This window comes from Enterobacter cloacae complex sp. HYC080_NIDB (assembly GCF_056673325.1).
Window position 1 is genome coordinate 4448458 of sequence record NZ_CP114212.1, and the last position, 23096, is coordinate 4471553.

The 23096-nt window shown below is 51.5% G+C and carries 23 protein-coding genes and 1 tRNA gene; 16 read left to right on the top strand and 8 right to left on the bottom strand.

Annotated features, from left to right (window positions below):
* Position 1 precedes the first annotated feature (1 nt).
* Positions 2 to 1204 (bottom strand): sodium/glutamate symporter, encoded by a 1203-nt coding sequence (gene gltS, locus O1723_RS21095; protein ID WP_014881973.1) that lies wholly within the window; start codon positions 1202 to 1204, stop codon positions 2 to 4.
* 224 nt (positions 1205 to 1428) lie between these two features.
* Between gltS and xanP the strand changes: the two genes are divergently transcribed.
* Positions 1429 to 2820, top strand: a complete 1392-nt coding sequence (gene xanP / locus O1723_RS21100) for a xanthine/proton symporter XanP (RefSeq protein WP_014881972.1) — start codon at positions 1429 to 1431, stop codon at positions 2818 to 2820.
* Positions 2821 to 2938: 118 nt separating this feature from the next.
* Positions 2939 to 4627: an AsmA family protein gene (locus O1723_RS21105; RefSeq protein ID WP_248190870.1), complete on the top strand. Its 1689-nt coding sequence runs from the start codon at positions 2939 to 2941 to the stop codon at positions 4625 to 4627.
* Positions 4628 to 4744: 117 nt separating this feature from the next.
* Here O1723_RS21105 and yicI read toward each other — a convergent pair whose 3' ends face one another.
* Positions 4745 to 7063, bottom strand: a complete 2319-nt coding sequence (yicI, locus tag O1723_RS21110; protein WP_014881970.1) for an alpha-xylosidase — start codon at positions 7061 to 7063, stop codon at positions 4745 to 4747.
* A gap of 12 nt (positions 7064 to 7075) precedes the next feature.
* Positions 7076 to 8467, bottom strand: coding sequence for a glycoside-pentoside-hexuronide family transporter (locus O1723_RS21115; protein WP_014881969.1), 1392 nt, complete (start codon positions 8465 to 8467; stop codon positions 7076 to 7078).
* A gap of 292 nt (positions 8468 to 8759) precedes the next feature.
* Between O1723_RS21115 and O1723_RS21120 the strand changes: the two genes are divergently transcribed.
* The 5 genes from O1723_RS21120 (at position 8760) to O1723_RS21140 (ending at position 12812) form a co-directional block, all read left to right on the top strand.
* Positions 8760 to 8854: transfer RNA gene (locus O1723_RS21120), tRNA-Sec, on the top strand.
* 100 nt (positions 8855 to 8954) lie between these two features.
* Positions 8955 to 10055, top strand: a complete 1101-nt coding sequence (locus O1723_RS21125) for a DUF262 domain-containing protein (RefSeq protein WP_023336518.1) — start codon at positions 8955 to 8957, stop codon at positions 10053 to 10055.
* 2 nt (positions 10056 to 10057) lie between these two features.
* The gene (locus O1723_RS21130; protein WP_023336517.1) at positions 10058 to 11164 is read left to right on the top strand and encodes a DUF3696 domain-containing protein; all 1107 of its coding nucleotides are present in this window, start codon (positions 10058 to 10060) and stop codon (positions 11162 to 11164) included.
* Positions 11165 to 11301: 137 nt separating this feature from the next.
* Positions 11302 to 11999 (top strand): IS1-like element IS1A family transposase gene (locus O1723_RS21135; protein WP_223826526.1). Its coding sequence is split into 2 segments (ribosomal slippage): positions 11302 to 11551 and positions 11551 to 11999, totalling 699 coding nucleotides; the frame shifts between segments, so codons are not numbered across the junction.
* 21 nt (positions 12000 to 12020) lie between these two features.
* Complete coding sequence (locus O1723_RS21140; RefSeq protein ID WP_424634554.1) at positions 12021 to 12812, top strand: hypothetical protein; 792 nt, start codon at positions 12021 to 12023, stop codon at positions 12810 to 12812.
* A 2-nt stretch (positions 12813 to 12814) separates the two neighbouring features.
* Here O1723_RS21140 and O1723_RS21145 read toward each other — a convergent pair whose 3' ends face one another.
* Positions 12815 to 13006, bottom strand: coding sequence for a toxin-antitoxin system HicB family antitoxin (locus tag O1723_RS21145; RefSeq protein ID WP_023336515.1), 192 nt, complete (start codon positions 13004 to 13006; stop codon positions 12815 to 12817).
* A gap of 126 nt (positions 13007 to 13132) precedes the next feature.
* On the opposite strand from O1723_RS21145, the gene O1723_RS21150 reads away from it, so the two are divergent.
* From O1723_RS21150 to O1723_RS21165, 4 genes are all read left to right on the top strand, one after another.
* Entirely contained in the window at positions 13133 to 13474 is a 342-nt protein-coding gene (locus tag O1723_RS21150) for a SymE family type I addiction module toxin (RefSeq protein ID WP_014881963.1), read from the top strand.
* Between the two features lie 499 nt (positions 13475 to 13973).
* The gene (locus O1723_RS21155; RefSeq protein WP_023336513.1) at positions 13974 to 14669 is read left to right on the top strand and encodes a hypothetical protein; all 696 of its coding nucleotides are present in this window, start codon (positions 13974 to 13976) and stop codon (positions 14667 to 14669) included.
* Between the two features lie 211 nt (positions 14670 to 14880).
* Positions 14881 to 15360 (top strand): Hcp family type VI secretion system effector, encoded by a 480-nt coding sequence (locus tag O1723_RS21160; protein ID WP_014881960.1) that lies wholly within the window; start codon positions 14881 to 14883, stop codon positions 15358 to 15360.
* A 9-nt stretch (positions 15361 to 15369) separates the two neighbouring features.
* On the top strand, positions 15370 to 15954 hold the full coding sequence (locus O1723_RS21165) for a hypothetical protein (RefSeq protein WP_014881959.1): 585 nt from the start codon (positions 15370 to 15372) through the stop codon (positions 15952 to 15954).
* Positions 15955 to 15993: 39 nt separating this feature from the next.
* On the opposite strand, the gene O1723_RS21170 is transcribed toward O1723_RS21165, so the two are convergent.
* The 3 genes from O1723_RS21170 to O1723_RS21180 form a co-directional block, all read right to left on the bottom strand.
* Entirely contained in the window at positions 15994 to 16431 is a 438-nt protein-coding gene (locus tag O1723_RS21170) for an acetyltransferase (protein WP_014881958.1), read from the bottom strand.
* 102 nt (positions 16432 to 16533) lie between these two features.
* A complete protein-coding gene (locus tag O1723_RS21175) occupies positions 16534 to 17532 on the bottom strand; it encodes a class I SAM-dependent methyltransferase (protein ID WP_248190868.1) in 999 nt (332 codons plus the stop codon).
* Between the two features lie 78 nt (positions 17533 to 17610).
* The gene (locus O1723_RS21180) at positions 17611 to 18135 is read right to left on the bottom strand and encodes a lipocalin family protein (protein WP_032666304.1); all 525 of its coding nucleotides are present in this window, start codon (positions 18133 to 18135) and stop codon (positions 17611 to 17613) included.
* A 117-nt stretch (positions 18136 to 18252) separates the two neighbouring features.
* On the opposite strand from O1723_RS21180, the gene O1723_RS21185 reads away from it, so the two are divergent.
* The 5 genes from O1723_RS21185 (at position 18253) to O1723_RS21205 (ending at position 22683) form a co-directional block, all read left to right on the top strand.
* A complete protein-coding gene (locus O1723_RS21185; protein WP_014881955.1) occupies positions 18253 to 18978 on the top strand; it encodes a MerR family transcriptional regulator in 726 nt (241 codons plus the stop codon).
* 99 nt (positions 18979 to 19077) lie between these two features.
* A complete protein-coding gene (uraH, locus tag O1723_RS21190; protein WP_014881954.1) occupies positions 19078 to 19488 on the top strand; it encodes a hydroxyisourate hydrolase in 411 nt (136 codons plus the stop codon).
* A 102-nt stretch (positions 19489 to 19590) separates the two neighbouring features.
* The gene (locus O1723_RS21195) at positions 19591 to 20550 is read left to right on the top strand and encodes a YbgA family protein (RefSeq protein WP_023336511.1); all 960 of its coding nucleotides are present in this window, start codon (positions 19591 to 19593) and stop codon (positions 20548 to 20550) included.
* A gap of 146 nt (positions 20551 to 20696) precedes the next feature.
* Positions 20697 to 21785, top strand: coding sequence for an AAA family ATPase (locus O1723_RS21200; RefSeq protein ID WP_023336510.1), 1089 nt, complete (start codon positions 20697 to 20699; stop codon positions 21783 to 21785).
* Between the two features lie 94 nt (positions 21786 to 21879).
* Positions 21880 to 22683 (top strand): DUF4225 domain-containing protein, encoded by an 804-nt coding sequence (locus tag O1723_RS21205; RefSeq protein WP_023336509.1) that lies wholly within the window; start codon positions 21880 to 21882, stop codon positions 22681 to 22683.
* Here the strand turns inward: O1723_RS21205 and O1723_RS21210 are convergent.
* On the bottom strand, positions 22661 to 22990 hold the full coding sequence (locus tag O1723_RS21210) for a hypothetical protein (protein WP_023336508.1): 330 nt from the start codon (positions 22988 to 22990) through the stop codon (positions 22661 to 22663). The genes O1723_RS21205 and O1723_RS21210 overlap by 23 nt on opposite strands.
* Positions 22991 to 23096: the final 106 nt, after the last annotated feature.

The following is a 23096-nucleotide window of genomic DNA, read 5'->3' on the forward strand; positions in this document are numbered from 1 at the left end:
CTCAGGCAAACATCGGCAGCATCAGGTACAGCTTAATCACCAGCGCGTTGACGATATCAATAAAGAACGCCCCGACCATCGGCACCACCAGAAACGCCATGTGCGATGGCCCAAACCGTTCGGTGATCGCCTGCATGTTGGCAATAGCCGTTGGGGTTGCCCCCAGACCAAACCCGCAGTGACCCGCTGCCAGCACCGCTGCATCGTAGTTTTTCCCCATCAGGCGCCAGGTCACGAACATGGCGTACAGCGCCATAAACAGTGCCTGCACCGCCAGAATCGCCACCATCGGCAGCGCCAGCGAGGCCAGCTCCCACAGTTTGAGGCTCATCAGCGCCATTGCCAGGAACAGCGACAGACAGACGTTACCGAGCACCGATACCGCACGTTCAAACACGCGGTAGAAGCCCATCAGCGCCAGACCGTTGCTCAGAATGACCCCAATAAACAACACGCAGACAAAGGTCGGAAGTTCGAACGCTGTACCCGCCAGCCATTGCGCAACCACTTTGCCCACGGTCAGGCAGATGGCAATCATCGCGATGGTTTCAATCAGTACCAGCGAGGTGATGCTGCGCCCGACATCCGGCTTTTCGAACGCGGTGGGCACCATTTCATCGTCCGGTCTGCCATTCGGCGTGGTGGAATGTTTAACGAGATAACGGGCCACCGGGCCGCCAATCAGGCCACCCAGCACCAGGCCAAAGGTTGCGCAGGCCATCGCCACTTCCGTTGCGTTTTCAAAGCCGTAACGCTCGATAAACAGCTTACTCCACGCGGCTCCGGTACCATGGCCGCCTGAGAGGGTAATCGAACCTGCCAGCAGACCCATCAGCGGATCCAGCCCCAGCAGCGTCGCCATGCCGATGCCAATAGCGTTTTGCATCAGCAGCAGTCCCACCACCACAATCAGAAATACGCCGAGCACCTTACCGCCAGAGCGCAGGCTCGCCAGGTTGGCGTTCAGGCCGATGGTGGCAAAGAAGGCCAGCATCAGCGGATCTTTCAGGGACATATCAAAATCAATTTCCCAGCCCATGCTTTTTTTCAGTACCAGCAGGGCCAGCGCCACCAGCAAACCACCGGCGACAGGTTCAGGAATGGTGTACTTTTTCAGAAAGGAAACACTGTGTACCAGCTTGCGACCAAGCAGCAGAACCAGCGTTGCGGCAACAAGGGTCGACAACGTATCGAGATGAATCATAAAAGGCTCCTGTTATGCGCGTGTTCCATACACACGCGGCGTTATCCTGGCCGGTTTGCGCTCCTCATGAGCCACCGGCGCAAAAAGTGTAATTTTTTTTCCCGACGGGTTGTAGAAAACCTGCTCACAACGGCAGATTTTCTTCCCTTTTTTTGCTGGCAATCGTTTGCTTTTACCAGGTGGTCAGATAAAATGCCCGCTTTTCCACCGTGGGATTGCCGCCGATGTCCGTTAACACCATAGAGTCGCCTGATGCGCAACCGATTGCGCAGAAGCAAAATAGCGAACTGATTTACCGCCTTGAAGATCGCCCGCCACTGCCTCAGACGCTTTTCGCGGCCTGCCAGCATCTTCTGGCGATGTTTGTCGCGGTGATCACCCCGGCGCTGCTGATCTGCCAGGCGCTCGGTTTACCGGCGCAGGATACACAGCACATCATCAGTATGTCCCTCTTCGCCTCTGGCGTGGCCTCAATTATTCAAATTAAAGCGTGGGGTCCGGTGGGGTCGGGATTATTGTCGATCCAGGGTACCAGCTTTAACTTCGTGGCGCCGCTGATCATGGGCGGCACAGCCCTGAAAACCGGCGGTGCGGATGTCCCGACCATGATGGCGGCGCTGTTCGGCACCCTGATGCTGGCAAGCTGCACGGAGATGGTCATCTCCCGCGTGCTGCATCTGGCGCGCCGCGTCATTACCCCGTTAGTCTCCGGCGTGGTGGTGATGATTATCGGCCTGTCGCTGATTCAGGTCGGCCTCACCTCCATCGGCGGCGGCTATGCCGCAATGAGCGACCATACCTTCGGCGCGCCGAAAAACCTGCTGCTGGCGGGCGTCGTGCTGGCGATCATTATTCTGCTTAACCGCCAGCGTAACCCTTACCTGCGCGTGGCTTCGCTGGTGATCGCCATGGCAGCCGGTTATCTGCTAGCGTGGGCGCTGGGTATGTTGCCGGAGAACACCGCACCGACCAACAGCGCGCTGATCACCGTCCCCACGCCACTGTACTACGGTCTGGGCATTGACTGGGGTCTGCTCCTGCCGCTGATGCTGGTCTTTATGATCACCTCTCTGGAGACCATCGGCGATATCACCGCTACCTCCGACGTCTCCGAGCAGCCGGTGTCCGGCCCGCTGTACATGAAGCGCCTGAAAGGCGGCGTGCTGGCGAACGGCCTGAACTCGTTTGTTTCTGCGGTATTCAATACCTTCCCGAACTCCTGCTTCGGCCAGAACAACGGCGTGATCCAGCTGACCGGCGTCGCCAGCCGCTACGTGGGTTTTGTGGTGGCGCTGATGCTGATCGTCCTCGGCCTGTTCCCGGCGGTGAGCGGCTTTGTGCAGCACATTCCTGAGCCGGTGCTGGGTGGCGCAACGCTGGTGATGTTCGGGACTATCGCAGCGTCCGGGGTGCGTATCGTCTCCCGCGAACCGCTGAACCGCCGGGCAATCATGATTATCGCGCTGTCGCTGGCCGTGGGTCTGGGCGTTTCTCAGCAGCCGCTGATCCTGCAGTTTGCCCCTGACTGGGTGAAAAACCTGCTCTCTTCCGGCATCGCCGCGGGCGGTATCACCGCTATTGTGCTGAACCTCGTTTTCCCGCCTGAAAAGAACTGATCCCCTTCACGGCAGGCAGTCAATGCCTGCCGTGACATCTATTTACACCATTCCCGCCTTGAGGATTGCGCATAAATCGTGCATAACTCCCTTATGTACGTTTGCGGGATGGAAGACCATGAAATTTATTGGAAAGCTGCTCGTCTATCTTCTGGTAGCCCTGCTCATTGTGATACTGGCGCTCTATATTCTGCTCCAGACCCGCTGGGGCGCGGCTCAGGTCAGCAGCTGGGTGACGGTGAATACCGATTACGAACTCAGTTTCGACAAGATGAATCACCGCTTTTCGTCGCCTTCCCATCTTATTCTGGAAAACGTCACCTTCGGGCGGGACGGTAAACCTGCCACGCTGGTAGCCAAAAAAGTTGATATCGGCCTGAGCAGCCGTCAGGTGACCGATCCGCTGCATATGGACGCCATTACCCTTTTCGATGGCACGCTGAACCTCTCGCCGCAGACGGCACCGCTGCCCTTGCAGGCCGATCGTCTTCAACTGAGCAATATGGCCTTTAACAGCCCGAATACCGAATGGGATCTGAGCGCGCAGAAGGTGACGGGCGGCATCAACCCATGGCAGCCGGAAGCAGGCAACGTGCTGGGGAAAAATGCGCAGATTCAGATGAGCGCTGGCTCGCTGACCCTTAACGGCGTCCCGGCCACCAACGTGTTAATTGAGGGCCAGCTTAACGGTAAGGAGGTGGTGCTGAATACTATCGGTGCCGATATGGCGCGCGGTTCGCTCACCGGCTCCGCCCTGCGTAACGCCGACGGAAGCTGGGTTATCGACACCCTGCGTCTGAATGAGATCCGCCTGCAGAGCGATAAAACGCTGATGGCGTTCTTCGCGCCGCTGGGCACCATCCCCTCTCTGCAGATTGGTCGTCTGGACGTGACCGACGCCCGGCTTCAGGGCCCGGACTGGGCGGTGACCGATCTCGATTTAAGCCTGCGCAACCTGACGATAAGCAAAGGCGACTGGCAAAGTCAGGACGGGCGTTTGTCCATGAACGCCAGCGAGTTTATCTACGGCTCGCTGCATCTGTTTGACCCGATCCTGAACGCAGAGTTTTCCCCGCAGGGTATGGCGCTGCGCCAGTTTACCTCCCGCTGGGAAGGCGGCATGGTGCGCACCTCCGGCAACTGGCTGCGCGACGGCAAAGCGCTGGTGCTGGACGATGTCGCCATCGCCGGTCTGGAGTACACCCTGCCGCAGAACTGGAAAACGCTGTGGATGGAGCCGCTACCGGAATGGCTGAACAGCGTCACGCTGCAAAAATTCGGCCTGAGCCGCAACCTGGTGATCGACATCGATCCCGCCTTCCCGTGGCAGATCACCTCCCTGGATGGCTACGGTGCCAACCTGCAGCTGGTGAAAGACCGCCAGTGGGGCGTGTGGAGCGGCAGCGCAACCCTGAACGGCGCGGCGGCGACCTTTAACCGCGTGGACGTGCGCCGTCCGTCGCTGGCGTTGAATGCCAACGCCGCCACGGTGAACATTACCGACCTGAGCGCATTTACCGAGAAAGGCATTCTGGAAGCGACGGCGACGGTTTCGCAGTTGCCGCAACGGCAAACCACCTTGAGCCTGAACGGGCGCGGCGTGCCGCTCAACGTGCTGCAGCAGTGGGGCTGGCCAGCGCTACCGGTGACGGGCGACGGCAATATTCAACTCACCGCCAGCGGTAGCGTGCAGGCCAATGCGCCGCTGAAGCCGACGGTGAACGGCAAGCTGAGCGCGGTGAATATGGATAAACAACAGGTAGAGCAGACGATGACGGGTGGCATTGTTTCAACACCCGTGCAATAAATAAGCCGGGTGGCGGTTTTATTCCCTCTCCCTGTGGGAGAGGGTCAGGGTGAGGGCATCAGACCGCATAATTACCGTAGGCCCGGTAAGCGAAGCGCCACCGGGCATTTTTATCGCTCAGAGGTGAACCACCACCTCATTCCCCTCCGCTTTTACCACCACGCCCCACTCGCTTCCCGCATGTGAACCACCTTTCACGCCGCCCACCTTCTGCACGTTGCGCAAGCACACCGACCAGTTTCGCGCCTCACCCACGCCTGTCAGGGTCACGGTATCGCCCTCTCGTGACGCTTTCAGCGTAAACGCCACCGCGCCGTCCGCCGCAGGCACTTCACTCACCGCCGTTGCGCCATCCTCCAGGTTAAACAGCTGGAAGGCCGTGCCCTCGTTCCACGCATAGTCTGGTTTCTGGCTGTTATTGCCCAGCGCCAGCAGGGTGTTATCGTGCACATAGACTGGCAGGCTGCGGAAGTCGTGCTGTTGCTTATGCCAGCGGCTACCCTGAATTTCGTCGTTATGCCACAGGTGCGTCCAGCGTCCTTCAGGTAGCCAGAACTGTACATCGCCCTTCTCTGAGAACACCGGCGCGACCATCACCGCATCCCCCAGCATGTACTGGCGGTCAAGATAATCGCACGCCGGATCGTCCGGGAACTCCAGCATCATCGCCCGCAGCATCGGCGTACCGCACTCGCGCGCCAGCGCCGCCTGACGGTACAGATACGGCATCATCCGGCACTTCAGCTGCGTAAAGTGGCGCACCACGTCGCAGGACTCGTCATCATACGCCCACGGCACGCGGTAAGATTTACTGCCGTGCAGGCGGCTGTGGCTGGATAAAAGCCCGAACGCGCACCAGCGCTTGTAGACGTGTGCCGGGGCGGTGTTTTCGAATCCGCCAATATCGTGGCTCCAGAACCCAAAGCCGGACAGGCCAATCGACAGCCCGCCGCGCAGACTTTCCGCCATCGACTCATAGTTGGCGTAGCAGTCGCCGCCCCAGTGAACCGGGAACTGCTGCGCACCCACGGACGCCGAGCGGGCAAACAGCACCGCCTCTTGCTCACCCACGGTCTCTTTCAGCACGTTCCACACCAGCGCGTTGTAGATGTAGGCGTAATGGTTATGCATCTTCTGTGGATCGGATCCGTCAAACCACTGCACGTCCGTCGGGATGCGCTCGCCAAAGTCGGTCTTAAAGCAGTCGACGCCGATGTCCACCAGGCCTTTCAGCTTGTCGGCATACCACCGGCACGCTTCCGGGTTAGTGAAGTCATAAATTGCCAGCCCCGGTTGCCACTTATCCCACTGCCACAGGGAGCCGTCCGGGCGCTTGAGCAGATAGCCCTTCTCTTTCAGTTCGCGAAATACCGGCGACTTCTGGCCGATGTACGGGTTAATCCACACGCAGACCTTCAGCCCTTTCTCCTTCAGGCGGCGGATCATCCCTTCCGGATCCGGGAAGGTCACCGGGTCCCACTCAAAATCACACCACTGGAAGGCCTTCATCCAGAAGCAGTCGAAGTGGAAGACGTGCAGCGGCAGATCGCGCTCGGCCATGCCGTCGATAAAGCTGTTAACCGTCGCTTCGTCGTAGTTAGTGGTGAACGACGTGGTCAGCCACAGGCCGAACGACCACGCGGGCGGCAGCGCCGGACGCCCGGTGAACCGCGTATAGCGGTTGAGCACCTCTTTTGGCGTCGGGCCGTCGATCACGAAGTACTCGAGATATTCCCCTTCGACGCTGAACTGCACTTTGGAGACTTTCTCCGAACCCACTTCGAACGAGACATTTTCCGGGTGATTCACCAGCACGCCGTAGCCGCGGTTGGTCAGATAAAACGGGATGTTTTTGTAGGACTGCTCGGTGCTGGTGCCGCCGTCGCGGTTCCACGTTTCGACCGTCTGGCCGTTGCGCACCAGGGCGGTGAAGCGCTCGCCCAGACCGTAGACCGTTTCGCCCACGCCGAGGTCGAGACGTTCAAACAGGTAGTTGCGATCGGTGTTGGTGTCCTGCACGTAACCGTTGTTTTTCAGCTGGCTGCCGGTAATGCGCTGGCCGTTGCGCAGGAAGTCCAGCGCCCAGAACTCCCCTTTGGTGACGCGCACGCTGACGCTTCCGCTTTTCAGCTCGGCAAATTCCGCGTTGTTTTCAATCTCGACATTCACGTCTTTCAGCACGTTCAGCGGATAGTGCGGGCCGTTGTCCAGCGCGCCCTGGAAGTGCTCGATGCGCACCCCGACAATCCCCTCCTGCGGGGCAAACAGGCGCACCGTGAACATGAGCGTGTCGAGCTGCCAGGTGCGCTCACGCACGTCGCGCGGCGCCACGTACACCACCAGGTCATTGCCCTGCTGCTCCACGTCGAACACCTGAACCGGATACGTCACGTTCAGACCCGGTTGAATAAGCCAGTTTCCATCACTGATTTTCATGCTTTCGTCCTCTTAGTTCTGCAATTCTTTGTTGACCGGCAGGTTTTCAAACTCCTGCTGATTGCGGCGCGCACCCTGCGCCAGCTCGCCAAGGATTTTGGTCAGGAAGGGGGTTTTCAGCGTGTAGTAGCGTTTGGCGATAATGGCGCTCAGCACGTAGCAGACCGCCGGGGCCAGGGTAAACAGGCCGATAATGATGCTGATGGTCGCGCTGTTCTGGGTTTTGGCTGCCGCGTCGTAGCCGCCGCCTGCCAGCATCCAGCCGATCATCGCCCCGCCCAGCGCCAGGCCAAGCTTCAGCACGAACAGCGTGCCCGCAAAGCTGATCCCGGTAAGACGTTTGCCGTTGGTCCATTCGCCATAGTCGACGGTATCGGACATCATTACCCACTGGATCGGTGTCACCAGCTGGTGCAGCACGCCGATAACGAAGATAAAGGCGAACATCACCACGGTGGCATGCATCGGCACAAAGAACATCGCTACGCTCACCACGGCCAGCGCGGCGTTGGTCCACCAGAAAATGCTGACCTTACACTTCCAGTCGGTGAGCGGTTTCGCCAGCGCGGAGCCGATCAGGTTGCCGACGCAGTAGGTGGTGAGGAACGCGACGAACACTTCCGGCGAGCCCATGATCCAGGTGCAGTAGTACATCATCGCCCCGCCGCGCACGCAGACGGCGAGGATGTTGAGGATGGTCAGCACGCCAACGATGCGCCACTGATCGTTCCGCCAGATGTCGCGCAGATCTTCCCGCATGGCGGTGGTGCTCGGCGGCACCTGGATGCGCTCTTTGGTGGTGAAGAAGCAGAACGCCAGCATCAGGAAAGCAACCACCGACAGGACGGCAATCCCGCCCTGGAAGCCGAACGCTTTATCGTCGCCGCCGATCAGGTTCACCAGCGGCATCATCAGCACCGTGGAGAGCATGCCGCCCGCCGTCGCCAGCACGAAGCGCCAGGATTGCAGGGAGATACGCTGCGTCGGGTCGTTGGTGATCACCCCGCCCAATGCGCAGTACGGGATGTTAACCACGGTATAGAGCAGGGTCAGCAGCGTATAGGTAATGGCGGCATACACCATTTTGCCGTTGAGGCTGAGATCCGGCGTGGTATAGGCCAGCACGCAGACGATGCCGAACGGGATAGCGCCGAACAAAATCCACGGGCGGAACTTGCCCCAGCGGCTGCGGGTGCGGTCGGCAATCAGCCCCATACATGGGTCGGAGATTGCATCCAGCGCACGGGCGAGCAGGAACATGGTGCCGACAAACCCGGCGGGAATGCCGAAAATATCGGTGTAGAAAAACATCATATACAACATGACGTTATCAAAAATGATGTGGCTGGCGGCGTCTCCCATGCCGTAGCCAATCTTCTCTTTTACTGACAATACTTCGCTCATCTTTTATTCATCCTTCACGCTGTAGGGGGCGCTGAGACCGGTTGCATTGGTTTTAAACCATTGTTTCATGAGCGGGTATTGCGTTTTCTGGTTAGCAGATTACGTTTCTTGTTTTTTGTGATCGCGGTAAATGTCGGAGAGCACAAAACGCTAACCTGAGGATTTTCTTAAGAATTCACTAAAACAGGGGGGGTACAGGTCAAAAGAGAGGTGAAAAAAGTGTGTCGGGGTATGTGGTAAATGCCTGAAAGTAGCTATAATGCGCCCCGCCTCCATGTAGCAATGCAGGCGCGGAAGATCGTCATCTCCGGTGAGGTGGCTGGACTTCAAATCCAGTTGGGGACGCCAGCGTTCCCGGGCAGGTTCGACTCCTGTGATCTTCCGCCAAAATTTTATCCCCTCCATTAATTATTTTATAATTCGTTGCTTCGTTGTCCTATATAATAAATACTGCTACACTCTTATAAATTTAATAAAGGGTTGAATTATGGATTATATACGTCTATATGAAAAAGCTGAGAAGGAATCTTTATTGACATTTAACCCAGCCGAGATAAATGTCAAACAAGAGAATTATAGTTGCGATCAAATTCTAGAAATGCTTGAATACAATGAAATAAACCTCAACACAGATTTTCAAAGATCATCTGACTTGTGGGATGATGGTCGTATGAGTAAATTTATCGAATCCCTATTTTTGAAATTACCCATCCCGCCTTTTTACTTTAATATTGTTTATTTAGACAATAACCCTGAGAAAATCCATTGGGAAGTAATCGATGGTTTGCAAAGACTATCAGCTCTACGCAAATTTTGCTTTGGCGATCTTAAAAATCGCAAATTGAAATTACAAGAGCTAGATTTTTTTACTGAGTTAAATGGAAAACACTACGATGAAATACCTCGGCATTTAATTCGAAATTTCAAAGCAAGTCAATTACAACTGCATCTGGTTTATCCCAACACTCCCTTTGAAATAAAGTATCGTATATTTGAAAGAATTAATACAACAAATTTAACCCTTCGTGACCAAGAGGTACGACATGCTTTATATCAGGGCGGTGTTGTTAAATTATTAAAAAAAGCCGTCACTGAAATTCTAAAAAAAAATAATATAAATATAAATGATGATCGTATGGATGCTCAAGAAACAGTTCTGAGAGCAATTTCATTTTCTTGCTTTGGTTATTCAAAATATCCGCAAGGTAGTAATTTAAAACTTTTTTTAGATCACTCAATTAAAGCTTTAAGTAAGCTTAATGAGAAAGAACTTAAAATTATCTATGAGGAATTCAAATCTAATTTCGAGTTTTGCATAGAAATGCTGGGTGCTGATTGCTTTAAGAACAAAACAACGGACCGAAGCGTCTTTAATAAAGGACTATTCGACTCTCTTATTTATGCCGCGTCACAAGTTAAGTGTTCAAGTAAAAATAAAACATTCATTAAGAATAAGACAGAATACAAGAAAAAATATGAGCAATGCCTTAAACAAGAACGCTTCAAAAAATCAATAAGTAATGCCACAAGCCGCCAAGACAATGTTATATATAGACTAACAAAAGCATCTGATATATTTAAGGATTGAAAGTGATAACTGAATTGAGAATTAAAAACTTCAAATCTATTAAAGATGAATCATTAAGACTATCGTCTTTAAACTTGATAACGGGGATTAATAGCTCCGGTAAATCTACTTTACTACAAAGCATACTATTACTTAAGCAAATGAATGCTTCTAAAACTATTATTTCACTTAATGAACATGTTGTTGAATTAGGTACTATAGAAGATGCTCTTCATCAATTTTACAGAGAGAACAAAATAGAAATAGGTTTAACATTAAATAGCAAAGAGTCGTTCTTAATGTCTATTGATGAACCTGATAAAATTTTACAACAAGACTATGCTTCTATAATTCTAGATGGGAATAAAAGTTTTTTAACTAGACTATTAAAAAAGATAAAATATTTAGCTGCTGAAAGAATGGGTGCTGAATTTTCCTATGAACTTGGTAGTAACAAAAATCATCTTGGTAAAAATGGTGAAAATACAGTTAGTTACATATTTGAAAATAGAAATAAAAACGTGTCAACTAAAGATTTAATACATCCTAACTCTAAAAAGGCTGAAGGGATCGAGGATAATTTATTGACCAATATCAATGAGTGGATGAAGGAAATCTCTCCAGGTATTAATTTAGAATTTAGTTCAGATCAAAAGATTAGGGCATCAAGTATGTCTGCAGTCTATTATAGCTCAACTTTGTTTAATAAAGTCACGCCTAAAAATTTTGGATTTGGAATTAGCTATTGCTTACCCATAATTACCCTCTTGCTTACATCAAAAAAAAATGACGTTATTCTCATAGAAAATCCCGAAGCACACATACATCCGACAGGCCAGACAAAGTTAGGTTATCTATGTGCCATCGCGGCAAAGGCAGGAATTCAACTTATTATTGAATCACATAGCGATCATTTTTTCAATGGAGTACGCCTAGCCCTAAAAGATGGCATCGTAAAAAAAACAAACTTAGCAATATATTATTTTGATAAAAAACTAGAGGGGGAACTATCTAGTCAAAATCTTTCAACTATAATTAGTTCAGTTGAGCTGCATGAAAATGGGAAAATAAAAAGCGCCCCTGAGGGTTTTTTCGACGAATGGCAAAACTCATTGTTTAAACTGTTATGATATATTTAAATTCACTATCAATTACATCTTTACAATCTTTACTAGGAAGCCAAGATTCCTTAAAAAAGACAATGGAATTTTTGGTGATGCTGCCAACTTACTGATTTAGTGTATGATGGTGTTTTTGAGGTGCTCCAGTGGCTTCTGTTTCTATCAGCTGTCCCTCCTGTTCAGCTACTGACGGGGTGTTGCGTAACGGCAAAAGCACTGCCGGACATCAGCGCTATCTCTGCTCTCACTGCCGTAAAACATGGCAACTGCAGTTCACTTACACCGCTTCTCAACCCGGTACGCACCAGAAAATCATTGATATGGCCATGAATGGCGTTGGATGCCGGGCAACCGCCCGCATTATGGGCGTTGGCCTCAACACGATTTTACGTCACTTAAAAAACTCAGGCCGCAGTCGGTAACCTCGCGCATACAGCCGGGCAGTGACGTCATCGTCTGCGCGGAAATGGACGAACAGTGGGGCTATGTCGGGGCTAAATCGCGCCAGCGCTGGCTGTTTTACGCGTATGACAGGCTCCGGAAGACGGTTGTTGCGCACGTATTCGGTGAACGCACTATGGCGACGCTGGGGCGTCTTATGAGCCTGCTGTCACCCTTTGACGTGGTGATATGGATGACGGATGGCTGGCCGCTGTATGAATCCCGCCTGAAGGGAAAGCTGCACGTAATCAGCAAGCGATATACGCAGCGAATTGAGCGGCATAACCTGAATCTGAGGCAGCACCTGGCACGGCTGGGACGGAAGTCGCTGTCGTTCTCAAAATCGGTGGAGCTGCATGACAAAGTCATCGGGCATTATCTGAACATAAAACACTATCAATAAGTTGGAGTCATTACCGAATTTTTGAGCCTAATAGAGGGTAAATTCCTTTTATGTGTACCATTTAACAATCCAAATTACATAATTCAAGATAATATATCATTAAAGCAAGCTGTTAATCATATTACAGACATTGATTTAAAATCCTTATTAACCACAATTCTAACAGATAGCACAACTTATCTTGGTGAATATCCCAGCGATTATTTCCATCAGGGTAAAAATTCTTTCTTTAGTGCTTTTGATACTTATTTAGCAATGAATGATCAAGATTGTATTATTTTGTCTTTACACAGTGAGGCTTATTGGGTTAACAACACTATTCCATTGATAAATAACTCAGTTATAAGCAATCATTTTAACTGTCCGACAACTAATTTCAGCACCTTTATCGATGGAATTCATGTATGGGAGCCATTGATAAAGAAATTTATTATGAATAAAAAAAAGCAAGGAGGTTATCTTTGCCATGCCATTTCAGTTAAGCATTTGATTCCAAGTGACATTTATAGTATTTATCTACAGGAAATAAATGATCCAAATGTTAAGATCACAAATATTCGCTCAATGGCAAAGCTTGTAGCAGAGTGTTGTGGTTATGACTTTATGCAAGATATATCAAACCGTAACAGAACTGGATCTATTATTCGTGATATATATTTTAATTCAGAGAAGGATGTATATATTTCAACAGATATCAACCACGGTAGATTCGAGGTTTTGGATAATAATGGCACTCACATATGTGAAATTGATTTTGAAGGCACACAAACCAAACCAAGAGACACAACTCGAAGACATAATATACGCTTATAGGATCACCCTTTAGGAGAGATGCCTTTTCTCTTGAGTGCCTCTCTCGCCAACTCCTTCAACCAGCTGGCGAGACTCACCCCTTCCTCAGCCGCTACAGCATCCAGCTGTTCCTTCAATGCCGGATCAATACGCATCTTAAACTGCGGAGACTGCCCACCGCCTTTTGGTTTTTTTTCGCGCGATATGATTGACATGAGGCCACCTATCCATCTACTCTGCCATATATAGGAGGCCACCTAAAACCTCCTCTACTAACAACGCCCCGATGTGCGGGAACACAGCCGGAGCGTCTAACCTCACCAACTATCAAGGAGTTGATTATGGCTGATTCGCATTCTAACCCAGACACCGACCAATCCGGAACCGAGCGTTCGTTAATTGTGGGATACCGCCCGAATGTTTTCGACAAATCCACGCCCAATATCATTCTGTCCGGCAAGTGGCTGCGTGCCGCAGGCTTTGATACCGGACAGCAGTTCACGGTCAAGGTGATGAAAGGGTGCATCGTTCTGGTGGCGTATAGCGAGCAGGAGCAGCGGTTGCAGGACGAATATAAACGGACGAAAGCAAAGCTCGTTGAGATACAGAATGCACTCGCAGAGATTCAAATTCAGCATCCCGGAAAGCGCCTCGCAAAATCAAATACAAACCATCCGGCTTAGCGGCGGTTTCTGGCATACAACCTGCCTGGTGCGTTAGACGATGTGGATGTGAAGACGACATGCACAGGAAGACGCAACCCAGTCTCTGTGTTGGAACCATCAATTAGCATCTCATAAATAGATTTTCTGATGGCGAAATTGATCAGCATTCAGCTATCCGGAAATTCCGGATAGTTGGCCAGGAAAGGAGACATCAGATTTACAGTGAGAGATCGCTACAATCTCCAAGCAACACTCGTAGTTACGCTCCGCTCGCGGCACCCAGTTTCGCCTTTTTCGGCCATACGGCTATTAAACTAATCTATAACGGATCTAACGCCCTCATTCTCACGCTCATACAATATCTAAATTAATAGCCAATAATCATTCACAGTAAATATAATGCAAAGGTTAAAATCCCTGTATTTTTTATTGAAGATAAACTATTGCGATATGCATCACAGCAGAACGCCAATATTAATAGAAACTTGTGCCTATGTTTATTGTTATAGGATGCGATATGTATTATAGCGACTCATTAATAACATCAATAGATGCACATAAAATATTGGCTTTAAAGTTAGAGCACGCCTTAACAGGCGTAAAAGATGAAGTCTTAAAGCAAGCGCAACTGATAGATGATGGGGCAACGCGATTAAGCTATCAGCTTTCGTGCTTTACTGAAAACTATCAGGATGTATGTTTACGATTACGCAAAGAAGACTCAAGATTTTTGATAGGTATTGTTCAGTTGATAAAACACAGGGACGTTATCTATAAGATGCTCTACATTTATATTAAAAGCTTATTAACTAACAAGAGTGAAAAAAGGATACATAATATACAAAAAAATCTTATGCGTTTAGGTGTATCAATTTCATCATCGATGCTATCCAGTCAGGCTTTTATATACTCTGCAACTATTGCAATTTGTAGTAGTGTTCATACCAACATTTGGATGAAAGAAAAGATCACTTCGTTTTCTACTTATGCCGTTCTTGGTTTAAAAGCCTATGGTATCGTTGAGCAGGCATCAAGAAGCGCCAGCTATCTAAAAAACTATAATGCTTATTATTACAATCTACTTTATCAGGAAGAACTTGAAATGATGTTTTTCTTGATTGAACCCATAATAATGAGATCCCCTGTGCTTAACCAATTTTATGCTTCAGACAACGACATTGCATATACGATTTCAAGGATGATAAAGGGATGATTAAAGCTATTAAAGACTGGTTAAAAGGTCAATTCATATTCTTCCTAAGAGGCGCAACCCCCCTTCTATTCGTCATAATATTTGCATTATTTGCCGTAACCTGGCTACCCGAAAAAATCGCAATGAATGCAATATGGTCATTTGTAGTTATTGTAGGACTCTGCATTCTTCTACGTAAAAAAAGATAATTACTATTTAACAGGAGTAAATTATGTCAAATCCCGCTCATCTGTGGTTGTTTGATGAAAATGGTTCGCCCGTAGTTGGTCCATCATTACTGCCAACGAGATTAGGATCTTTTGAAATCCGTTCAGTTAACCATCAAGTATGGATACCTGAGAACTCGAATACAGGTCGTTTAACAGGCACAAGAGTTCATTCCCCCTTAAACTTGCATAAGGAATTTGATGCTGCAACACCTGTCTTGTATCGTGCAATGTGTGAAGGGAGAACATTCCAAAAAGCAGTTTTGAAAATGTATCGAATCTTGGACCAGGGTGTTGAAAGTGAGTATTTCAATATGATAATGGAGAATGTCAAGATCACCTCTATATCCCCTCTGTTGCACCCCACAGGATTGACAAGTACGCATCTTGAAGAGATCCAACTCCGTTACGAGAAGATTACCTGGAAATATTGCGATGGAAATATTCTCTATACTGACGAATGGAATAACCGGGCAACATATTAGGGTATCGAAATGAAAGTACTGTTGATTTCTGCTGCGCTTTTATTCTTGGTTCAATATGCATCGGCAACCCAGATGTCCGGTTTCGCGGCCATGTATTATCAGGATGACAGAACAACGCCGGAAGAACCCACAAATGCGCCCCTCTTTCCCGCCATTATCCACGGCAAAAAAACCATTCGAATGGAAGTATCTCGACTGTCAGATATCACAAGTACACTCATTGAAAAAGACAGTTCTGCACACTGGGTCTGCCTTCATGACGACGATGGCACGAATTACTGGTTTATTTCTGATAACGAAATGGGAGCAGGACTGCTCACAGCGCTGGCCATATCCAAAGATGGCAGCCATAAAGAGTGTGTGAAAACGACAGAACATGTCAACGTCTCAGTCGCTAATATTCCATTGTTGAATGCAAGTCATGGAAATTTAGTTAAATGGTTTGGCAAGAGTGAGATTGCCAAACAAAAAGCGGTACTTTTTTATCATGAGACGCCAGTAAAGAATGGATTCATCCAGAGTAATACGGTCTCTTATTACTTTGATGGCGAAAAAGTACGGGGCGTCATTATCGGGCAAATTACCAGTAACTAGCTTGCAAACTCCCTCTACCAAAAGGAGAGGGAGTTAAGCCTACCCGCCCAACCGCATATGCAGCAACGGAAACGCATTCCCCTGCCCGTCAAGTTCCGAGCGCCCGACCTGCTCGAATCCCATATGCCGATAAAACGCGACTCCCTGCGGATTCTGCTCATTCACGTCCACTTCGTTCGCGCCGAACTCTGCGATGGCGTGTTTAAGCAGCAGTTTCCCGACACCCTTCCCGCGGCTCGCATCATCCACAAACAACATTTCAATGCGGTTTTCATCCACCCCTAAAAAGCCGTGAATAACGCCTGCGTCATCGCGGGCTATCACGACCTTGAGGTTGGGCAGGTACGCGTTGAGCAATAGCGGACGCAGCGCCGCAATATCGCTTTCCTGTAAAAAGTGATGGGTGGCGCGGACGGAGGATTCCCAGATCGCGACCAGGCGTTCGAAGTGTGAGGAGTGTGCGGTTTCGATTTTCATGGGGGGATCATGTCTGGAAAACCTAATTCATTCAAGTCACTCTGTGCGCCTTGTTCCCCCCTCACCCTAACCCTCTCCCTCAGGGAGAGGGAACCGACCGTGCTAAGCTTTAATCTCCATCACCGCATACACCCCATCCTTCGGCACGACCACGGTGACGTTTTCCACCGGTACGCCCGCCGCCAGGTGAATATCCTGCAGCTGCTGTAGCGTCCTCGGGTGGATATCCTCCCAGCCGATACCGCGCAGCACAAAGTCAATCTGCGGGCTGCTGGTCAGCATGTTTGAGACAATCACCGCCCCGCCGGGCTTGACCAGCCGCAGCGCGCGCTGGAGAAAAATCACCGCGTCGGCATCGTTGAAGTATTCGAAAATCCCCAGCGCGTCGACCAGTTCGGCCTGATGCTCGCCCAGCTCCAGCAGCAGGTCCTCGTTACGCACCAGCGTGTGCACCAGGTTGCGCCTGAGCAGGGTCAGCTGTTCACCCACCACAATGCCTTCCTGCGCCGCCATGGTTTCGGCCCAGCTGAGCGCCACGAGGTCTTTATCCACCAGCGTGAGATAGACCTGCTGGCCATCGAGCTTTGCTTCGCGCAGCGCCTCCAGCACCGGAATGGCGGCGCCGCTTGCCAGGCTGACCCAGTTGTTCTCGCTCTCATTGTGAATGTACTTCTCCACCAGCGCGGCAAGCACCCGGGCGCGGGAGCGCACGCCGATGGCATCGTTCGCGTGGATAAACCACTGACGACTATCGCTGTCCATCTTTGTGCCGTCCGGCAGGCGATCCTCAAGCGGGTTTTGCACCACAAACAGCGCCAGCGCGAAGGGCACCAGCCGGGTGCGCCATGCGGTAAGCGCCGGACGGTTGCGAAAGGCCTGTTCGGAATAGCGGTTCTGCGGGACAAGCACGGCCTGCCCTCCTTCCTGATATTCGACCTGCGGAGGGCGAAGCGCTGGCTCGGCTTTCAGCGCCCGATCAAGCGCAGCGATTTCACGGGCAGCATCGTCTTTCATCGGCCACTGGTCGCTGACGTCGGGAAAGGACGCACTGAAAATCATCATGTTTTTCGGTGCGTCACCACGAAAAGGCTGCCAGATCATAACGTCTTCCCTCCGTTGGGCTTTTAACGGAAGTCTATCCAGGCGAGTCCGTAATACCCTACGAAGAAAGCACGATCTTTACTGCTTCACCCACACCAGTTGGTCAACCCGGAAGCCCAGACTGCGCGCGGTGTTCAGGTAATCCTGCTTCACCGCATCCGGGATGGTCGGCGTGCGTGACAAAATCCACAGATAATCGCGGTTCGGGCCGCTGACCAGCGCGTACTGGTACTTGTCGTCCAGTTTGATTACGTTATACCCGCCGTAGAATGGACCGAAGAACGACACCTTCAGCGCGGAGGTGGTCGGCTCGCCGGTGAAGTACGCTTTCCCCTCGCTTTCATTCCACTTGTTTTTCACCGGATCGTAACCCCGGTTCAGCACGCTGATACCGCCGTCGCTGCGCTTGCCGTAGGTGGCGGTCACCTGCTCCAGACCGCGTTCAAAGCGGTTTTCAAGGCGCGCGACTTCGTACCATTTGCCGAGATAGCGGCTGGCTTCAAAATGAGTAATAGGCTGCACGCCTTTCGGCGGCGTAGGGGATTTACAGGCAACCAGGGTCAGCGCAATGGCAACACCGGTCACAACAGGCCATAGCTTCATGAGAATTCCTTTCATTTGCACGGTTGGATGTTAAGTGTAGTGCACCGTTTCGGCGCTTCATCCCGTTCGGGAAAATTCGTAGTATATTGAGAGTATTCCTCCACTCTGGACACGGACATGGCTTACTCCATCGGCGAATTCGCCAGACTCAGCGGCATTACCGCCACCACCCTCCGGGCGTGGCAGCGTCGCTACGGTTTACTCAAGCCACAGCGCACGGAAGGCGGTCACCGCCAGTACAGCGATGAGGACGTCCAGCAGGCGCTGAAAATCCTCGACTGGGTCAAAAAAGGCGTCCCTATCGGCCAGGTCAAACCGCTGCTGGAGCGCCCGACGCTGGGGCGGACCAACAACTGGCAAACCCTGCAGCAGAACATGCTGCAGCGCCTGCAGGACGGCAAAGTCGAATCCCTGCGCCAGATGATTTACGACGCCGGACGCGAGTACCCAAGACCAGAGCTGGTCGCGAACGTGCTGCGTCCGCTGCGCAGCCAGGTCTCGGCTAACGTTGCCGCCGCCATGACCCTGCGCGCGATCCTCGACGGCATCATCATCGCCTACACCTCGTTTTGTCTCGAAGGTGATAAGAAAGCGCCGGGCGACAATATTCTGCTCAGCGGCTGGCATCTCAACGACCCGTGCGAGATCTGGCTTGAGGCCTTAACGCGCACCGGTCAGGGTCACCGGATCGACATCCTGCCGGTTCCCCCTGCCACGCTGGCTCCGGAGATTTTCCCGGAGCGGAAATGGCTTCTGGTCACCAGCGGCAAACTTACCGCCGGACGGAAAAAGCAGCTGGAGCAGTGGCAGCAGCAGGTATCGCTTGAAGTGATTATCCTCTGATCATTTTCTGCTGTGGGAATCTTCACGAAAAGTTGAATATTTTCCCGCGCCGCAGATGCTAACGTTTTCCTGTGACGAATAACTCCACAGGAAAACACCATGAAAAAAACAACCCCTCTGCTGTTCCTGGCCGCCATGGCCTTTGCCCCTGCCGCCTTTAGCGCCCCTGCCGGCACGCTGAGCGTCCACATTCTCGACCAGCAAACCGGGATGCCGCCATCAGACGTGACCGTTACGCTGGAGAAGCAGCAGCAGGACAAATGGACCCCGGTTGCCAGCGGCAAAACCGACCACGACGGACGTATTAAATCGCTCTATCCGCAGGACCAGGACATGCAGCCTGGCGTGTATAAAGTGACCTTTAAAACCGCAGAGTACTTCCACGGTAAAAAGCTGGACACCTTCTTCCCGGAGATCCCGGTGCTGTTTACCGTGACCCGCACCAACGAAAAGCTGCACATCCCGCTTCTGCTGAGTCAGTACGGTTACTCGACCTACAAGGGCAGTTAAGACGCATTGATTCTAAAGGAATAAAAAAAATAGTTCCGCGAATACTTGGACAAATTAGTCATGTTGTGTAAGTTTTAATTATATGAACGGGAGGACCACACCATGACAACGAAACCTGTGCTCGGTATTAGCGGATGTTTGACCGGCTCCGCCGTACGCTTTGACGGCGGACACAAGCGTATGGGCTTCGTTATGGATGAGCTGGCCCAGTGGGTGAATTTCCGCCCCGTCTGCCCGGAAATGGCGATCGGCCTGCCGACGCCTCGCCCGGCCATACGCCTGACGCTGACGGACAGCGGCGAGACGCAGCTCCGTTTCAGCAAGCCGCCTCATGATGACCTCACGCAGAAAATGGCCGACTTTACGGCGGAATATCTGCCAAAAATCGGCGATCTTTCGGGATTTATCGTCTGTGCAAAATCCCCAAGCTGTGGCCTGGAACGCGTGCGGCTGTACGATGAAAACGGCAACCGGGGCCGCAAGGAGGGCGTCGGGCTGTTCACCGCCGCCCTTCTTGAAACCTACCCGTGGCTGCCCGTCGAGGAAGATGGTCGGCTGCACGACCCTGTGCTGCGGGAAAACTTTATTGAGCGGGTATTTGCCCTGCACGAGCTAAACACGCTGCGCGCTAAAGGGCTGACGCGACGTGGGCTGCTGGATTTCCACAGCCGCTATAAATTGCAGCTGCTGGCGCACCATCAGGCGGGCTACCGCGAAATCGGCCCGTTCGTTGCCTCGCTGCACGAATGGGAAGACCTGGACGCCTTCTTTGTGGCGTACCGGGAAAAGCTGATGACCATCCTGAAAAAACCGGCTTCGCGGAAGAACCACACCAACGTGCTGATGCATATTCAGGGGTATTTCCGCAACCAGCTAAACACCCGCCAGCGCGGTGAGCTGCGCGACGTGATCCTGCACTATCGCAACGGGCAGTTACCTATTCTCGCCCCGATCACGCTGCTGAAGCACTACCTGGCCGAATATCCCGACCGGTATCTGATGACGCAAAACTACTTTGATCCCTATCCTGATGATTTGGGTCTGCGTCTGGCAGTCAAGTGATCACAAAAATGCGAAGGCCCCATTGACCCGTAGAGGCCCAAAGCAGTACCCCGTTTAGACGACATCCTCACTGTCGTCTCTTTTTTGCATTTAACCTCAAAGACTGTGATTATATACAGGCTTATTCTGCAAAAAGGGGCCTGCCCGTGATCAACACCCTGCACATTCAAAACTACCGCTCCATACGCGAGATGTCGCTTGAGCTGGAGCAGCTCAACATCGTCTTCGGCCCGAACGGCACCGGGAAATCCAATATTTACAAGGCGATACACCTGATGCACAGCGCCGCCCAGGGGCAGTTCTCCCAGGCGCTGGCGAACGAGGGCGGCATTCTGAAGGTGTTCTGGGCAGGCAAAACCCGCAGCGACCAGCTGCGGCGGATGAACCTAGCGGTGGAAACCGAGACCTACGAATACGAGCTGCAGGTCGGGTTTGTGGAGAGACTGCCCTATCCCTCGCAGTTTCAGCTCGACCCGGTGATCAAAGAGGAGTCCATCTGGCTGAGCGGCCAGCATCGACGCCCGTCGTCACAGCTGATGAAGCGTAAGAATCAGGCGGTGTTTCTGAATAACGTGCATCACGAGAAAGTGACCCACAGCGGCACGCTGTACGAGAACGAATCGGTGTTCGGGCAGCTCGGCGAACCGCATCTTTACCCGGAAGTGTCGCAGATGCGCGAGTCCCTGCGTAACTGGCGCTTTTATCATGAGTTTTCCGTCTCATCCGGCTCGGCGATGCGTGCCCCGCAGGTCGGGTTCCGTTCCCCGGTGCTGGCCAGCGACGGTGCCAACCTGGCGGCGGCGTTTCAGACCATCGTGGAGATTGGCGACGAACTGCTCCTGATGCGCATCCTCGACCAGGCCTTCCCCGGCTGCGTGTTTTACAGCGACAACACCGGCGGACGTTTTCGCATGATGATGCAGCGCGAGAGGCTGAGCCGCCCGCTGGAACCGGCGGAGTTCTCCGACGGCACCCTGCGCTTTCTGTGCCTGGCGGTGGCGCTGTTAAGCCCGCGCCCACCGGCGTTTATCGCGTTGAACGAACCGGAAAACAGCCTGCATCCGCAGATGCTCCCCGCGCTGGCGAGCTTAATCGCCGAGGCCAGCCGCTACTCGCAGATTTGGCTCACCAGCCACTCGCCGGAGCTGGCGAAGTTGATTGAGAAACAGAGATCGTTTTCGCTGTACCAGCTGTCGATGGCGGAGGGGGAGACGAGGGTGGAGAGGCTGGGGTAGGCCTTCTATCTCGCAATACATTTTCCAATTTATTGTTGCCAGTTTCTGCTGGCAGGATAATCTGTAAGTGTTGGTTATCAGATGAGAAATTTAAATGGATATTGCACTTTTCCCTGGCCAGAACGCCCGTGCGTGGGCTGAAACCATGATAAATCTTGAAGCCCGGAAGCTTATCAATACTGCGAATATAGTCGGCGGACAACATCTCAGCGACGGACTTGCACGGATTAAATTTATGGATGATATCCGGCAGTTTGTGATGCAACAATTTAGTGCAACCCGGGCAGCCAGAAGTGATGAGGAGTGCATGGAATGCCTGAAAAACATCCGGGCTGAGAACGAAAGCCTTCTTGAGCAAAGTGGAATGATTCGCTCCCGTACAGCTCAGCTTTTTGCTCAGATCGAACTGGTTAAAGAAAATAATAAAGTCGTCGGTTACGTTATCTCGTCGATTAAGGTTGTTCTTTCAGGGTTACAGATTGTTGCAGGTGTAGGTGCAATGATGACAATGAATCCAGTAGGTGCGCTTGCAGGAGCGATTCTGGTGATGGATGGGGCAAATGGCATTTCAAAAGAAATTAACAGAACGCTTCAACATCAACCAAACTCCGAAGGGATGCTGGCAGATGGTGTCATGGATATCGCTCAGTTTATGGGATTTAAACGTGAATCAGCTCTGGGAGTATTCAACAGCGTAAACCTGGCAGCAAGCGTCTATACGGTATTTGGCGCTATACGAAAACCCGAATCATGGCGTCTGTTTCGCTATCTCCCCCTGGATTTCTACCGCAAAGTCGACGGAATGAATCGCGCAGCGCTCACGATGAAAATTGTTGGCTGGGGTGTCTCTGCAAAAGTCTCGTTTGATTTAATTTCTAATGCATCTGGCCAGAACTAATGTATTTCTTTCTGTAGCGCCAGGCTTTGTAGGTAATGACCGGGGGTTGAAAAAACCAGACGATAATCAATACGATGAAAAGAGAAATGCCCCCGGAAACAACATTGTAATGCTCAGCGAAAAAAAGAAGCGCCAGGAAAATCAGAGCCACGGCCGCAGTAATACACAAGACCATGAGAAATCGCTTACCTAACTCAAGCACGACCTCTAGCAAGGATGAACCATAACGGTTAATGTTCCGGTTCAAATACGCTAATTCTTTTGCGGTAAAGCCTGATTCAAGTAACTGCGTTTCAATATTGTTCATGCCACTACCTTTTCTTCTGGAAAGTAACGAGGAATATCTTAACCGGAAGAGAGGCGTCTTGTAACCAGTCTGACGTATCTGCATCAAACAGCAAAAAAAATCAGGA